General features: G+C 62.8%; 15 protein-coding genes. 11 read left to right on the plus strand and 4 right to left on the minus strand.

What is annotated here, in order from left to right; translation table 11 throughout:
- The first annotated feature begins 30 nt into the window (after positions 1–30).
- Both purD and arsC read left to right on the plus strand, forming a co-directional pair.
- A complete protein-coding gene (gene purD, locus BM413_RS12960) occupies positions 31–1,305 on the plus strand; it encodes a phosphoribosylamine--glycine ligase (RefSeq protein ID WP_091914050.1) in 1,275 nt (424 codons plus the stop codon).
- Complete coding sequence (gene arsC, locus BM413_RS12965) at positions 1,302–1,709, plus strand: arsenate reductase (glutaredoxin) (protein ID WP_091913760.1); 408 nt, start codon at positions 1,302–1,304, stop codon at positions 1,707–1,709. Before purD ends, arsC begins: the two co-directional genes overlap by 4 nt.
- An 87-nt stretch (positions 1,710–1,796) precedes the next feature.
- On the opposite strand, the gene BM413_RS12970 is transcribed toward arsC, so the two are convergent.
- Positions 1,797–2,921, minus strand: a complete 1,125-nt coding sequence (locus BM413_RS12970) for a glycoside hydrolase family 25 protein (RefSeq protein ID WP_091913761.1) — start codon at positions 2,919–2,921, stop codon at positions 1,797–1,799.
- A gap of 233 nt (positions 2,922–3,154) precedes the next feature.
- On the opposite strand from BM413_RS12970, the gene BM413_RS12975 reads away from it, so the two are divergent.
- Positions 3,155–4,933, plus strand: coding sequence for an acyl-CoA dehydrogenase family protein (locus BM413_RS12975; RefSeq protein WP_091913762.1), 1,779 nt, complete (start codon positions 3,155–3,157; stop codon positions 4,931–4,933).
- 26 nt (positions 4,934–4,959) lie between these two features.
- The gene (locus BM413_RS12980) at positions 4,960–5,709 is read left to right on the plus strand and encodes a crotonase/enoyl-CoA hydratase family protein (protein ID WP_091914052.1); all 750 of its coding nucleotides are present in this window, start codon (positions 4,960–4,962) and stop codon (positions 5,707–5,709) included.
- 56 nt (positions 5,710–5,765) lie between these two features.
- Here BM413_RS12980 and BM413_RS12985 read toward each other — a convergent pair whose 3' ends face one another.
- Positions 5,766–6,218, minus strand: coding sequence for a BA14K family protein (locus BM413_RS12985; protein WP_091913763.1), 453 nt, complete (start codon positions 6,216–6,218; stop codon positions 5,766–5,768).
- Positions 6,219–6,425: 207 nt separating this feature from the next.
- Here BM413_RS12985 and BM413_RS12990 point away from each other — a divergent pair, with 207 nt between their 5' ends.
- Positions 6,426–7,367: an adenylate/guanylate cyclase domain-containing protein gene (locus BM413_RS12990; RefSeq protein ID WP_091913764.1), complete on the plus strand. Its 942-nt coding sequence runs from the start codon at positions 6,426–6,428 to the stop codon at positions 7,365–7,367.
- 4 nt (positions 7,368–7,371) lie between these two features.
- On the opposite strand, the gene pdxH is transcribed toward BM413_RS12990, so the two are convergent.
- Positions 7,372–7,989 (minus strand): pyridoxamine 5'-phosphate oxidase, encoded by a 618-nt coding sequence (pdxH, locus tag BM413_RS12995; protein WP_091913765.1) that lies wholly within the window; start codon positions 7,987–7,989, stop codon positions 7,372–7,374.
- Between the two features lie 76 nt (positions 7,990–8,065).
- Between pdxH and BM413_RS13000 the strand changes: the two genes are divergently transcribed.
- From BM413_RS13000 to BM413_RS13015, 4 genes are all read left to right on the plus strand, one after another.
- Positions 8,066–8,503, plus strand: a complete 438-nt coding sequence (locus BM413_RS13000; RefSeq protein WP_348272903.1) for an RT0821/Lpp0805 family surface protein — start codon at positions 8,066–8,068, stop codon at positions 8,501–8,503.
- Between the two features lie 238 nt (positions 8,504–8,741).
- Entirely contained in the window at positions 8,742–9,668 is a 927-nt protein-coding gene (locus BM413_RS13005) for a DnaJ C-terminal domain-containing protein (RefSeq protein WP_091913766.1), read from the plus strand.
- Between the two features lie 110 nt (positions 9,669–9,778).
- Entirely contained in the window at positions 9,779–10,597 is an 819-nt protein-coding gene (fabI, locus tag BM413_RS13010; RefSeq protein ID WP_091913767.1) for an enoyl-ACP reductase FabI, read from the plus strand.
- A gap of 33 nt (positions 10,598–10,630) precedes the next feature.
- Entirely contained in the window at positions 10,631–11,218 is a 588-nt protein-coding gene (locus BM413_RS13015; RefSeq protein ID WP_091913768.1) for a histidine phosphatase family protein, read from the plus strand.
- An 81-nt stretch (positions 11,219–11,299) separates the two neighbouring features.
- On the opposite strand, the gene BM413_RS13020 is transcribed toward BM413_RS13015, so the two are convergent.
- Positions 11,300–11,548 (minus strand): DUF1344 domain-containing protein, encoded by a 249-nt coding sequence (locus BM413_RS13020; protein WP_091913769.1) that lies wholly within the window; start codon positions 11,546–11,548, stop codon positions 11,300–11,302.
- A 186-nt stretch (positions 11,549–11,734) separates the two neighbouring features.
- On the opposite strand from BM413_RS13020, the gene aroC reads away from it, so the two are divergent.
- Together aroC and ribB are read left to right on the plus strand one after the other, a co-directional pair.
- Positions 11,735–12,838: a chorismate synthase gene (gene aroC, locus BM413_RS13025; protein ID WP_091913770.1), complete on the plus strand. Its 1,104-nt coding sequence runs from the start codon at positions 11,735–11,737 to the stop codon at positions 12,836–12,838.
- Between the two features lie 106 nt (positions 12,839–12,944).
- Positions 12,945–14,042 (plus strand): 3,4-dihydroxy-2-butanone-4-phosphate synthase, encoded by a 1,098-nt coding sequence (gene ribB / locus BM413_RS13030; protein WP_091913771.1) that lies wholly within the window; start codon positions 12,945–12,947, stop codon positions 14,040–14,042.
- Positions 14,043–14,094 lie beyond the last annotated feature (52 nt).

Genomic DNA, 14,094 nt, shown 5'->3' on the forward strand with positions numbered 1-14,094 from the left:
CCGATTGGCATGAAGGCACGGAGCGACAGCATGAATGTTCTTCTGATTGGTTCAGGTGGCCGCGAACACGCGCTGGCCTGGAAGATCGCGGCCTCGCCGATGCTGACGAAACTCTATGCAGCACCCGGCAATCCCGGCATCGCGAAAGAGGCGGAACTCGTCGGGCTGGACGTGAACGACCATCAGGCAATCGCCGCCTTCTGCAAGGACAAGGCGATCGATCTTGTCGTCGTCGGACCGGAAGCGCCGCTGGTCGCCGGACTTGGCGACGATCTGCGCGCCGCCGGCATCCGCGTCTTCGGACCTTCGGCAAAGGCAGCACAGCTGGAAGGCTCGAAGGGCTTCACCAAGGATCTCTGCCGCAAATACGGCATCCCGACCGCCGCTTACGAGCGCTTCACCGAGGCTGGCTTGGCGAAAGCCTATGTTGAAAAGCTCGGCGCGCCGATTGTCATCAAGGCCGATGGGCTTGCCGCCGGCAAGGGCGTGACGGTGGCGATGACCAATGACGAGGCGTTCGAGGCCATCGACGCCTGTTTCGACGGCGCATTCGGCGGCGCTGGTGCCGAACTGGTCGTGGAAGAATTCCTGACCGGCGAGGAGGCGAGCTTCTTCTGCCTGTGCGACGGCAAGACGGCGCTGCCCTTCGGCACGGCGCAAGACCACAAGCGCGTCGGCGAGGGCGACACCGGGCCGAACACCGGCGGCATGGGCGCCTATTCGCCAGCCCCGGTGATGACGCCGGAAATGATCGAGCGCACCATGCGCGAGATTATCGAGCCGACCATGCGCGGCATGGCCGAAATGGGTGCGCCATTCTCCGGCGTCCTGTTTGCCGGCCTGATGTTCACGGACAAGGGGCCGGAACTGATCGAATACAACACCCGCTTCGGCGATCCCGAATGCCAGGTGCTGATGATGCGGCTCAAAGACGATATCCTGGTCCTGCTCAACGCCGCTGCTGACGGCCAGCTGGCGCATATGTCGGCGCGCTGGCGTGATGATGCCGCGCTTACCGTAGTCATGGCCGCAAACGGCTATCCCGGCACGCCGGAAAAGGGGTCTGTCATACGCGGGCTCGACAATCCCGCTGACGGCGTTGAAATCTTCCACGCCGGCACGGCTTCGCGCGGCGGCGAGATCGTCGCCAATGGCGGGCGCGTGCTGAACGTCACCGCGATGGGCAAGACGGTGAGCGAGGCGCAGAAGAATGCCTATGAGGCGGTCGACCGCATCGACTGGCCGCAAGGCTTCTGCCGGCGCGACATCGGCTGGCGCGCGGTGGAGCGGGAGGGGAAAAAATGACCGTCACGATCTATCACAACCCTGCCTGCGGCACCTCGCGCAACACGCTGGCGATGATCCGCGCCTCCGGTGAGGAGCCGGAGATCGTCGAATATCTGAAGACGCCACTGTTGCGGGAGCGGCTGGTCGAACTGCTCGGGCTCCTCAAGATGACGCCGCGCGAGCTTCTGCGGGAGAAGGGCACGCCCTATGCCGAGCTGGGCTTGAACGATCCCAAATGGAGCGACGACGAGCTGATCGATTTCATGATGGCCCATCCGATCCTGATCAACCGTCCGATCGTGGTGACGCAGAAGGGTGCAGTTCTGGCGCGGCCTTCGGAGAAGGTGCTGGAGGTTCTGGCTAATCCCGTTGGCGGTTTCACCAAGGAAGACGGCGAGGTGGTGGGTAAGGGACGCGGGTAAATTCCGTAAGATCGCGGGGAGATGGCCGTCAGGCCAGCGGGGGGTATGAGGCGCACGACCTCTCAGGGCTAAGCATGGCCCTCAGATTTAGGGTACCTCCGTCCTTGCCGGAATCGTCGCCGTCGTTATCGGATCAACACCTGGCGTATCGCTGAACGCCAATACAACCCGCTGTGTCAGCGACGCGAAATAAGCGGCCACTTTGCCGAAAAGGCCGACCTCAGCCTTCGCCAAGGCGATTGCCGGCTCATCGGCGACTGCTATGCCGAAACGGTCGGGATGCTGCTGGCCGCGCACCTGGAAGGCGTTTTCGAGTGCTGCGATCGCACTGGCCGGCTCGACCGAGGCGTAGGACAGCGTGACTTCCCCGGCCAGCCCCACTTCGCGGCCGATCGGCAATGGCACACTGGCGATCATCTCCATAGGCACGTCGAGCAACCCGCCAAAGGGCCAGGCCCTGCGCAGATCCTCGGCATTCATCGGCGCGACATTGACGTCGATGTCGGTCTCGGTTCCGGGAATGCGGTAGGGGCAGCTGCGCGCGCTGCAATTGGCCTGCGCGGAGAACTGCCACAGCGCGTAGCTTTGCCAGTTGCCCTTCGGGAAATGCAGGCCGATCTCCGGCTTGTAGCGCGCATACCAGAGCGGCAGGCGCGACAGCAGCGGGTACTTTTCGCGGTTGTCGGCGATATGCTGCGCCGTCGTGCCATTGGTGTAGAGGATCGGGAAGCGCCCGGTGCGGCGCTGGATGTGGCGCACGAATTCCTCGGCATCCTCCAGCGACATCCACTTCGTCGGGTCGTTTTCCTCGATGTCGATGGCCATCAGGTCGTCGGCGTCGGGGGCAGCGAAATCGATGAAATTGTTGGCCTGGTCGATCGGATTGCCGGGCCGGGCGAGGTGGTAGGCGCCCCATTTCAAGCCGAGCGCCTTCGCCATCGACTTGCGCGTCTGGTAGAGCTCGCGCGCAACCGCGTGGCGCTTCCACAGCGCCTTGCACAGCTTGACCTCGGTTTCGTTGCCGGAGCAGGCATAAGGCGGCGAGAGCCCGTCGGAAGCCTTGTTGATGAAGCCGACGATGCGCTTGTCGGTGGCGAGCTTCGGCCAGTCGATGGCATTGTACTCGTAGGCGTCGACCACCAGTGCGCGATCGGAACTCTTCCACGGCTCCGAAAAATCCGAGGCCATGGCGGGCGCAAGGTGAAGAGCCATTGCCGCGCCGAGCGCCAGAAGCGCTTTTCGGCGAGGACGATGGGTGAAAAAGCGCAAAGGACGGTTCCTGTAAATCAAGCAGGTATCCTGGGCTATCATGGTTAATGAAATATGTGGGTGCGCTACATCTGCGTGAAATTTGACGTAAACGTCAAAAGAAACTAGCGGTGAGCACCCGCACCGCATAGGGTGCCGGGCGAGCGTCAAACGTGCCTGAGGAGGAGCAGCCAAACATGTATCGCGCACCTGTCGAGGAGATTTCCTTCACGCTGAAACACGTGGCCGGGCTGAAAGCCGGGCTGGACGAAGGCGCGTTTGGCGAGTTGAGCGAAGATCTTGTCGACGCGATCCTCGAGGAAGCCGGCCGCTTCGCCACCGACGAGGTGGCGCCGCTGCGCAAGATCGGCGACGAAAAGGGCGCTGTGCTGAAGGACGCCGCAGTCACCACGCCGCCCGGCTGGAAGGAACTCTACCGCCGCTGGATCGATGGCGGCTGGAATGCCCTGCAGGGCCCGGAGGAATATGGCGGGCAGGCGCTGCCGGCGATGCTCGGGGTTGCTGCGCTCGAAATGTGGAATTCCGGCTCGATGGCTTTTGCCATCGGCCCGACGCTGACCATGGGCGCGGTCGAGGCGATGGAAAAGCACGCTACCGAGGAGCTGAAGAAAAAATACCTGGAAAAGCTCGTTTCCGGCGAGTGGATGGGCACGATGAACCTGACCGAGCCGCAGGCCGGTTCGGACCTCGCTGCTCTGCGCGCCCGCGCCGAACGCGCCGGCGACGGCACCTATCGCATCTTCGGCCAGAAGATTTTCATCACCTATGGCGAGCACGATTTCACCGACAACATCGTGCACATGGTGCTGGCGCGGCTGCCCGATGCGCCGGCCGGCACGCGTGGCATCTCGCTGTTCCTGGTGCCGAAATTCTTCGTCAACGACGATGGCTCGCTCGGCGGCCGCAATGACGTGTTCTGCTCGGGCCTGGAGGAAAAACTCGGCATCCACGGCTCGCCGACCTGCACGATGATCTATGGCGACGGCTTCGTGAAGGGCAGTGAAGCGGGAGCGGTCGGCTGGCTGATCGGCGAGGAGAACAAGGGCCTCGCCTGCATGTTCACCATGATGAACAACGCCCGTCTCGCCGTCGGCATGCAGGGCGTCGCGGTGGCGGAAGCTGCGTTCCAGAAGGCGCTGGCCTATGCCAATGAGCGCCGGCAGGGCAAGGCTTCGACCTATCAGGGCGAGGGCATGGCCCCGATCGTCCATCACCCCGACGTGCAGCGCAATCTGCTGACGATGAAGGCGCTGACGCAGATCGCGCGCGCCATCAGCTATTCCTGCGCCTACGCCACCGACAAGGCACGCGCATCCGAAGGCGACGGCAGGCAGCATTGGCAGGAGCGCGCCAACCTGCTGACGCCGATTGCCAAGGCGTTCTCGACCGATGTCGGCGTCGATGTCGCCTCGCTCGGCCTGCAGATCCATGGCGGCATGGGCTTCATTGAGGAGACGGGCGCGGCAGCGCTTTATCGCGACGCCCGCATCGCGCCGATCTATGAGGGAACCAACGGCATCCAGGCGATCGACCTCGTGATGCGCAAGCTGCCGCAGGGCGGTGGCGAGCATGTCTTCGGCTATATTGCCGAACTGGCCGAGATCGTCACCGCGCTGCGCACGTCCAACCTGCATGGCTTCGGCCAGACCGCCAATGCCATCGACAATGCGCTGGACGATCTTTCCAACGCGACGCGCCATCTGCAGAAGCTTGCCGGCGAAGGCAGGGTGGACGAGGCGCTGGCCGGTGCCACGCCTTACCTGCGCCTGTTCGCACTGGCTTCCGGCGGTGCCTATCTGGCGCGGGGTGCGCTGGCCGAACAGAATGAGGCGCGGCAATCGCTATGCCGCTTCTTCGCCGAAAACCTGCTGGGCGAAACGCGGGCGCTGAAAGAGCGCGTCGTCGGTGGCGCGGCGAGCCTATCGGCGGCAGCCCAGAGCCTGATTTTAGCTTGAGCTTGAGCCAACAAGGATATTTGACCGTGACCGAGCATATTCTCATCGAGCGGCGGGGCGCCGTGCAGATCATCCGGATGAACCGCCCGGACAAGAAGAACGCGCTGACCCGCGCCATGTATGCAGCCTTTTCGGCAGCACTCAGGGCAGCCGATGCCGATCCGGAAATCCGGGTGAATGTGGTGTTCGGCGTGCCCGGCGCGTTCTCCGCCGGCAACGACCTCGCCGATTTCATGGCGGTCGCGATGGGCGGTGACGGCGGAACGGAGGTCTGGGATTTCCTGCTGGCGCTGGCCGAATCGGAAAAGCCGCTGGTTTCGGGCGTCGATGGCATTGCGGTCGGCATCGGCACGACGCTGAACCTGCATTGCGACCTGACCTTCGCCACGCCGCGCACGGTGTTCAAGACGCCGTTCGTCGATCTCGGCCTCGTGCCGGAAGCCGGCTCCAGCCTGCTTACGCCGGCCCTTCTTGGCCGCCAGCAGGCTTTCGCGCTGCTGGGGCTTGGCGAGGGCTTTTCGGCCGAGCGTGCGCGCGATGCCGGGATGATCTATGCGGTGGTCGAAGAAGACAGGCTGGAGGCCGAAACGCTGGCGGCTGCCGAGGCAATCGCGGCCAAGCCGCCGCAGGCACTGAAGATTTCACGCGACCTGATGCGTGCCCCGCGTGACGAACTGATCGCCCGGATCAAGCAGGAAGGCGAGCACTTCCGCGAGCGGCTGAAATCCGACGAGGCCAAGGCCGCTTTCGTCGCTTTCATGAGCCGGAAGAAATAAACCAGCCGAAATAAAAAGCCCCGCCGAAGCGGGGCTTTTTCATCAACTGCCGAGGCTTATCGCATATAGGGCGATGCGCACTGCTGGCGCGGGCCGTAGTTCGGCTGGAAGGTATTGTCCGACGCGCGATAGGAGCGGTAGCGGTTGTAGCACCAACGCACATGCGCATTGCCGGCCGGCCGGTAGGCGGGCGCGGGGCGATAGGTCGGCTGGTTGGCGATCGCGCCGCCGATGATGGCGCCGGCGATGAAGGCTGCCGGCGGGAACCAGTAGCCATTGTGCTGACGCCAGCCGGGCCGGTGGTTCCGGTAGCCGCGATGGCCGTTGTAGTAATAGTTGCCGCCGCGACGGTAGAAGCGGTCGGGTCCGTCGCGGACCTGCTGAACGTCGGTGTTGCCCGATTCCAGCTTCGGCAGCGGCATGGTGACGGCGCCCGCAGACGTCATCGTCGAGGCGACGGCGGTCAGTGCCATGGCAGCCGCGCATACTGTGGTTATGATCTTTTTCATCGTTTCCTCATTTCGTTTACCCAAGCCCATGCACGGTAATCTGGTGCTCGGACTATGAACGCCAACTGAATGAAATCATTAATTTTTTGTAACGTTGGCGCGCGCTGAAACCCGGCGTTTCCATGTGCAGGATCTTTTGCGCCTAGCGCCGCCTTCGACGCTGGTTTAGAAACACTTTGACTGGAATCGACCGACTGCAGGACGTCGATGGCAACCACACATCGCAAATTGACCACCATCTTCTCGGCGGATGTTCAGGGCTATTCGCGCCTCATGGAGGCCGACGAGGAGCGCACGCTTGCCACGCTGAAGCAGTATCGCGACGCCATGGTGCGGCTGATCAAGGCGCATGGCGGCCGTGTCATCAACACCTGGGGTGACGGGCTCATTGCCGAGTTCCCCAGCGTGGTCGAATCGGTGCGCGCGGCCATCGATGTCCAGAACGAACTGGCAGGGCGAAATGCCGGCCAGCCCAGCGAAGCCCGGATGGAATTCCGGATCGGCATAAATCTCGGCGATGTCATCGCCGATGGCGAGGACATTTACGGCGACGGCGTCAACATCGCCGCGCGCCTTCAGAGTTCGGCCGCACCAGGCGGCATCGTGATCTCGAACACGGTGCACGACCAGGTCCGCAACAAGATGACGGTCGGCTTCGAGTTCCTCGGCCAGTTGTCGGTCAAGAACATCAGTGAGGCCGTGCCAAGCTATGCCGTCCAGGTCGGCGACCTGAAAAATGCCCGGGCATATGCGGCGCGCGCGGAGGAAGAGGCGAGGCCGCAGGCTGCAGCGGCCGAGTGGGGGCGGACAACCGGTTGGACGCAGGTTGCGTCGAAGAAAACCGTTTCCCGGAGCTTTTCGGTCATGGGGCTGGTCGCCCTGGGCCTGGTGGCGATCAATCTGTTCACCTGGCAGGGCACATTCTGGGCCGTCTGGCCGATTCTCGCCTATTGCGTTCTCGCCGGGCTGTCATGGGCCGGAACCACCAGCCTTGTCGACCGCAAGGTGGCTTCGCTCGGCGTCATCGGCGCCATGATCGTCGCGATCAACTTCCTGACCTGGAGCGGCACTTTCTGGGCGAAGTGGCCGCTGCTGGCCATAGCGATCGCCGCCGGGCTGAGCCGGGCCATGAGCCGGAAGCGTACTTGATCCTTTACGGATAAAGCCGCGTCTTGTCCCAGCCGCCGTCGCTGGTCCGCGTGAAAACGATGCGGTCGTGCAGGCGGAAGGGGCGGTCGTGCCAGAATTCGATCTGCTGCGGCACGATGCGGAAGCCGGACCAGTGTTTTGGGCGCGGAATCTCGCCGATCGCATGGCGCGCCGTGTATTCGGCGACCGCTTTCTCGAGCGCAAAGCGGCTTTCCAGCGGGCGCGACTGCTTCGATGCCCATGCGCCGATTCGGCTGCCGCGCGGTCGAGTGGCGTAGTAAGCGTCGGCCTCGGCGTCGCTGACGATCTCTACTGGCCCGCGCACGCGCACCTGCCGGCGCAGCGATTTCCAGTGAAAGCACATGGCTGCTTTCATCGTCGCGAGAATCTCGCGGCCCTTGGCGCTTTCGAAATTCGTGTAGAAGACGAAACCCTGCTCGTCGAAGCCTTTCAGCAGCACCATGCGCACATCCGGCATGCCGTCCGTATCGACCGTTGCGAGCGCAACGCCGTTCGCATCGTTGATTTCGCTCTTGGAAGCATCGTTCAGCCATTGCGCAAAAAGCCGAAACGGTTCACGACTGTCGGTGAAGTCACCTTCTGTTAAGTCTGTCTCAGCCATAGTTTCCGCTCGATGTGATGTTGCTGGCCCGGGAGATTGCCGATTGTCGCGCCTTGCGCAAGCGTGGAGAGATGGATTGTCGCGCCTTTTGCGGTCGAACTGCCTGAAACTGGCGGCCGTGATGGCCGCTGGCCTATCACTTTCTGCCTGTGCGGCCGGCGGTTTCAGCCTCCAAAAGGCTGAGGTCGACCGCTCGCTGCTGACGGGGACGGTGGCCTCCAATCCGCAGGCTCCGGTCGATGCCGACCGGCTTTCCGACGAATCGACCATTCGCAATGCCGTTTCTGCCGCCGACATCAGCGGCCTCGGCACCAGCCCGCTGCCATGGGCCAACGCCAACACCGGCTCGCGCGGCGCCATCAGCAATATGATCGAGCACAAAGAAAACGGGGCGCTGTGCCGCAAGTTCACCGCCTCGCGCGAAAGCTTCGACGGCGTCAGCCTCTATCAGGGCGAAGCCTGCCTGGCCGATGCCGGGGCGTGGCGGATGCTGGCCTTCCAGCCGGTGTCTTGAACCCTTTTGATAATTCTACTCCGGCGGACATCTGCGGCAGCTTTCTGCGCTTCCGGTGCTGATGGGACCTGAATGTCCACTCCGCTCCGGTTCTCGAAATCCACCGCAGCTGCTTCCGCCAGAGCGAATTCTGAAAAGGATTCGATAGCGTCCCCAAAGGCTGGAATTTCTTCCTACGCAGGCGCATATAGGGGACGAGCAAGAATTCCAGAAGATTACGGCAGGCAGTCACACAAGCATGCGCGATCCCTATGAAGTGCTGGGCGTTGCCAAGAACGCATCGGCCAAAGAGATAAAATCGGCTTACCGCAAGCTCGCCAAGAAGCATCATCCGGACCAGAATCCGGACGATCCCAAGGCGAAGGACCGGTTTTCGGCCGCGAACCAGGCCTATGAGATCCTCGGCGACGAGAAGAGCCGGGGCGCTTTCGATCGCGGCGAGATCGACGCCGAAGGCAAGCCGAAGTTCCAGGGTTTCGAAGGTCACCCGGGCGGCGGCGACCCGTTCGCGGGCTTCCGGCGCCAGCAGAGCCAGGGGCCGGGCGGTTCGCGCTTCGAGTTCCGTACCGAGGGCGCGGGTCCCGATCCGTTCGGCTCCAACAGCGACATCTTCAGCGAACTCTTCGGTCACGCCTTCAACCAGCGCGGTGGCGGTGGCGGGCAGCGTGCGCCGGCCGGCAACGATCTCAACGCGACGCTTGATATCAGCATCGAGGACGCCGCCACGGCCGCCAAGGTCATGGCGATGTTTCCCGGCGGCCGCAAGATCGCGGTGAAGCTGCCGGCCTATGTCGAGGACGGCCAGACGATTCGCCTCAAAGGGCAGGGCGAGCCGGGTCTCGGTGGGCCGGGCGATGCGCTGGTGAAAATCCGTTTCAGGAGGCATCCGCGTTACCGCGTCGAGGGCCGCGACCTGCATGCCGATCTTCCGGTGCCGCTGAATGATGCCGTGCTTGGCGCCAAGGTGGCCGTGGAAACGCCCACCGGCCGGCTGGCGGTCAATGTTCCGGCATGGTCGAGTTCCGACAAGGTGCTGCGGCTGAAAGGTCGCGGTCTCCCGGAAAAGGCCGGCGGGCACGGCGATCTTTACGCCCATGTCCGCGTCATGCTGCCGGAACACGGCGATCCGGAACTCGAAATGCTGATGAAGAAGTCGGTCAAGTAACCACTTCGCGGGTTATCGAGAGCGCTTATCCCTATTTTTGAAAGCTTGAAGGTGCCCGATTGCTATGCGATAGGGGCATCTCCTGATTTCAGAACGCGGAGAATGATCACATGGCGGTTGGACAGGGCCTGATGGCCGGCAAGCGCGGTCTTGTTCTTGGCGTGGCCAACAATCGGTCGATTGCCTGGGGCATAGCCAAAGCCTGCGCCGACCACGGCGCTGAACTGGCGCTGACCTATCAGGGCGACGCTTTCAAGAAGCGTGTCGAGCCGCTGGCTGCCGAACTCGGCGCCCATCTTGCAGGCCATTGCGACGTGACCGATCCGGCCAGCCTGGATGCGGTTTTCGACTACGTTGCCAAGAAGTGGGGCAAGATCGATTTCCTCGTCCACGCCATCGCCTTCTCCGATAAGGAGGAGCTGGACGGCCGTTATGTCGAGACGACGCGCGACAACTTCCTGCGCACCATGGACATTTCGGTTTATTCCTTCACCACCATCGCCAAGCGCGCCGAAGCGCTGATGCCGGACGGCGGGTCGCTTCTGACGCTGACCTATTACGGCGCTGAAAAGGTGATGCCGCATTACAACGTGATGGGCGTGGCCAAGGCCGCACTCGAGGCCAGCGTGCGCTATCTTGCGGTCGATCTCGGCGGCAAGAACATCCGCGTCAATGCTATTTCGGCCGGTCCGATCAAGACGCTGGCGGCATCAGGCATCGGCGATTTCCGCTACATCCTCAAATGGAATGAATACAATTCGCCGCTGAAGCGCACGGTGACCCCGGAGGAAGTCGGCGATTCCGGTCTCTATTTCCTGTCGGACCTGTCGCGCGGCGTGACCGGCGAAGTGCATCACGTTGATTCGGGTTATCACGTCGTCGGCATGAAGGCCGTCGACGCGCCGGACATCTCGACCGTCAGGGACTGAATAGTCCGGCATTCCGCAATTTTTGGACACGCCATGCCCCCGCTTGTCTATTTCGTGCGCCACGGCCTGACCGAATGGAACGCCGAAGGCCGCCTGCAAGGACAGGCCGACACCGATATCACCGATATCGGCCGTGCCCAGGCTGACCGCAACGGTGCTCGGCTCGCAGAACTGATCGAAAACCCGCTACGCTTCGACTTCGTCGCCAGCCCGATGCGGCGCACCCGCGAGACGATGGAGCGGGTTCGTACCGTCATGGGGCTCGACCCGACCGGCTACAGCACAGACGCGCGCCTGATGGAGGTGCATTTCGGCGACTGGCAGGGGTCCACCTTTGCCGAGCTGGAAGAGCGCGAGCCGGGTTGCACGCGGGCGCGCAAGACCAACAAATGGGAATTCGTTCCGCCGGGCGATGCCGGCGAAAGCTATCAGATGCTGCTTGAGCGCGTGCAGCCATGGTTCGAGGCGCTGAGAAGGCCGACGGTCTGCGTGACGCATGGCGGCGTCATCCGCACCATCTTCCGGCTGGTCGAAAACATGCCGGGGCGTCAGGCCGCAGCGCTGGAAGTGCCGCAGGACATGGTGCTGCGGCTGCAGGACGATTATCTGGAATGGCAGTAAGAGACCGTTGCTAGCTCTACCCTGCCGGCCATCTGACAGCAGGGCGAGTTATCAAACAGTCTCTGAGAAACGAGCGAACGCCTATTCCGGCAACTGCATGTCGGTGATCTGGTTGACGCCGCCGACCTCGTCATAGGCGAGCACGATGTCCATGCCCTCCTTCAGCGCAGCCACGTCGAATTCATCAGGCAGCTTGTAGGATTTGCCGTCTTCGAGGGTGATGGTCAAAGCATCGCGGTTGATCTTCTTGATGTGGCCTTCGGCCTCGGCGGCATACGCGGCACTCGAAATCATCAAAACAGCGGCAACGGCGCCGATCAGGGTACGCATGGGTTTCCTCTCAAAATTCCTTGCGCGCCGGCAGGCGGCAGCTGACCAAAGATGGCCAAATGAAGGGACTACTAACATCGTGAATGTGTCAAAACTTAATCCTTTCGGATGACGGTTTGACCACCGCCGAAAACGCCAATAGAACGCAGCACGAAACCGGCTAGCGGCCGGGCAGGGCTGTTTCTTATGTCGCACAATACTTTCGGGCATCTGTTCCGCGTCACCACCTGGGGCGAAAGCCACGGCACGGCCCTGGGCTGCGTCGTCGACGGCTGCCCTCCGGGCATCCGCTTCACGCAGGCCGAGATCCAGAGCGAACTCGACAAGCGCCGGCCGGGCCAGTCGCGCTTCGTCACGCAGCGCCGCGAGCCGGACGAGGTGAAGATCCTGTCCGGCTTCGTCATGGACGAGGATGGCGAGACGATGATCACCACCGGTACGCCGGTGTCGATGATGATCGAGAATGTCGATCAGCGCTCCAAGGACTATGGCGAGATCGCCCGGCAGTACCGTCCCGGCCACGCCGATTACACCTATGACGTCAAATACGGCATCCGCGACCATCGCGGCGGCGGCCGCTCCTCGGCGCGCGAGACGGCGGCACGGGTTGCTGCCGGCGCGCTCGCTCGCAAGGTCGTGCCGGGCATGACCGTGCGCGGCGCGCTGATCTCCATGGGCGTCAAGGAGATCGATCGCAGCCGCTGGAACTGGAACTTCATCGACGACCCGGAAAACCCGTTCTTCACGCCCGATCCCGGCTCGGTTCAGGTTTTCGCCGATTATCTCGACGGCATCCGCAAGGCCGGTTCCTCGGTCGGCGCGGTCATCGAGATCGTGGCCGATGGCGTGCCGGCAGGGTTGGGCGCGCCGATCTACGCCAAGCTCGATCAGGATATCTGCTCGAACCTGATGTCGATCAACGCGGTCAAGGGTGTCGAGATCGGCAACGGCTTCGAGGCAGCGCGCATCACAGGCGAGGAAAACGCCGACGAAATGCGCATAGGCAATGACGGCAAGCCGGTGTTCCTGTCCAACCATGCCGGTGGCATTCTCGGCGGCATCTCCACCGGGCAGGCGATCGTCGCGCGCTTCGCGGTCAAGCCGACCTCATCGATCCTGACGCCACGCCAGTCGATCGATGTCGACGGCAACGATGTCGAGGTGCGTACCAAGGGCCGTCACGATCCCTGCGTCGGCATCCGCGCCGTGCCGATCGGCGAGGCCATGGTTGCCTGTGCCATCGCCGATCATTATCTGCGCCATCGCGGGCAAACGGGAAGAGTAGAATAGGGGAGTAGTGAGTAGTGAGTAGAAAAATTACCCTTTACGCCGCTTGGCGCAGTTCTTCCCATTCCCCTATTCACTACTCCCTATTCTCTATTCGCTGAGCAACAAAATGTCCTATGACCAGAAACAAGTCGTCGAGGCGCTGCGGGCCTTCGAGCGTGGCGAGATCGTCGTTGTCATGGACGATGACGGGCGCGAGAACGAGGGCGACCTGATCGTCGCGGCCGTGCACTGCACGGCCGAGAAGATGGCCTTCATCGTGCGCCACACTTCCGGCATCGTCTGCACGCCGATGACGCGCGAGGATGCACGGCGTCTCAACCTGGCGCCGATGGTCGCCGACAATGATTCGGCGCATACAACGGCCTTCACCGTGAGCGTCGACTTCAAGCACGGCACGACGACTGGTATTTCCGCTGACGACCGCACGCTGACTGTGCGCAACCTTGCCAACGGCAATGTCGGCGCGAATGATTTCGTGCGCCCGGGCCACATCTTCCCGCTGATCGCACGCGAGGGCGGCGTGCTCATGCGCTCGGGCCACACCGAGGCGGCGGTCGATCTGTGCAAGCTTGCCGGCCTGCCGCCGGTCGGCGTCATTTCCGAGCTGGTCAATGACGACGGCACGGTGATGCGCGGGCCGCAGGTGGCGGCCTTTGCCGAAAAGAACGGGTTGAAGCAGGTTTCGGTCGCAGACCTGATCGCCTATCGCCAGCGCCAGGAAACGCTGATCCAGCGCGTCGATACTTTCGACATCGACACGCCCGGCGGCACGGCCAAGGCCTATACCTACACGCTGCCATGGGATGTGATGCACCATCTTGCCATCGTCTTCGGCGATATCCGCGACGGCGTCGAAGTGCCCGTGCGGCTCCAGACCGAGGATGTCGTCGCCGATGTCTTCGGCACCGGATGCCGTCTCGACCAGATCGTGAAGGCGCTCGGCGAGCGCGAACGCGGCGTCATCGTCTATCTGCGCGAAGGCTCGGTCGGCGTTGCCGATCAGGGGCGCAATCGACCCACGCACGACCGCGAGGACCATGAGGAAGCGCGGCGGCGCGAGGACGAATGGCGCCAGATCGGTCTTGGCGCGCAGATCCTGAAGGATCTCGGCATTTCCTCGATCAACCTGATCGCTTCGCGCGAGCGCCACTACATCGGTCTGGAAGGTTTCGGCATCAAGATCGCAAAGACCGAAATCCTGTAAAACGGAAAACCTGAAAAAACGAAGGGCTCCGGTCGACCGACCGGAGCCCTTC

Origin of the sequence: Mesorhizobium sp. YR577, from assembly GCF_900116595.1 — a bacterium.
Classification (GTDB): Bacteria; Pseudomonadota; Alphaproteobacteria; order Rhizobiales; family Rhizobiaceae; genus Mesorhizobium_M.

Coding starts and splice junctions, on each gene's coding strand:
- fabI (WP_091913767.1), top strand. CDS start 9,779: ATGGCGGTTGGACAGGGCCTGATGGCCGGCAAGCGCGGTCTTGTTCTT.
- BM413_RS12990 (WP_091913764.1), top strand. CDS start 6,426: ATGGCAACCACACATCGCAAATTGACCACCATCTTCTCGGCGGATGTT.
- BM413_RS13015 (WP_091913768.1), top strand. CDS start 10,631: ATGCCCCCGCTTGTCTATTTCGTGCGCCACGGCCTGACCGAATGGAAC.
- BM413_RS13020 (WP_091913769.1), bottom strand. CDS start 11,548: ATGCGTACCCTGATCGGCGCCGTTGCCGCTGTTTTGATGATTTCGAGT.
- BM413_RS13005 (WP_091913766.1), top strand. CDS start 8,742: ATGCGCGATCCCTATGAAGTGCTGGGCGTTGCCAAGAACGCATCGGCC.
- arsC (WP_091913760.1), top strand. CDS start 1,302: ATGACCGTCACGATCTATCACAACCCTGCCTGCGGCACCTCGCGCAAC.
- aroC (WP_091913770.1), top strand. CDS start 11,735: ATGTCGCACAATACTTTCGGGCATCTGTTCCGCGTCACCACCTGGGGC.
- BM413_RS12970 (WP_091913761.1), bottom strand. CDS start 2,921: ATGGCTCTTCACCTTGCGCCCGCCATGGCCTCGGATTTTTCGGAGCCG.
- purD (WP_091914050.1), top strand. CDS start 31: ATGAATGTTCTTCTGATTGGTTCAGGTGGCCGCGAACACGCGCTGGCC.
- ribB (WP_091913771.1), top strand. CDS start 12,945: ATGTCCTATGACCAGAAACAAGTCGTCGAGGCGCTGCGGGCCTTCGAG.
- pdxH (WP_091913765.1), bottom strand. CDS start 7,989: ATGGCTGAGACAGACTTAACAGAAGGTGACTTCACCGACAGTCGTGAA.
- BM413_RS12985 (WP_091913763.1), bottom strand. CDS start 6,218: ATGAAAAAGATCATAACCACAGTATGCGCGGCTGCCATGGCACTGACC.
- BM413_RS12975 (WP_091913762.1), top strand. CDS start 3,155: ATGTATCGCGCACCTGTCGAGGAGATTTCCTTCACGCTGAAACACGTG.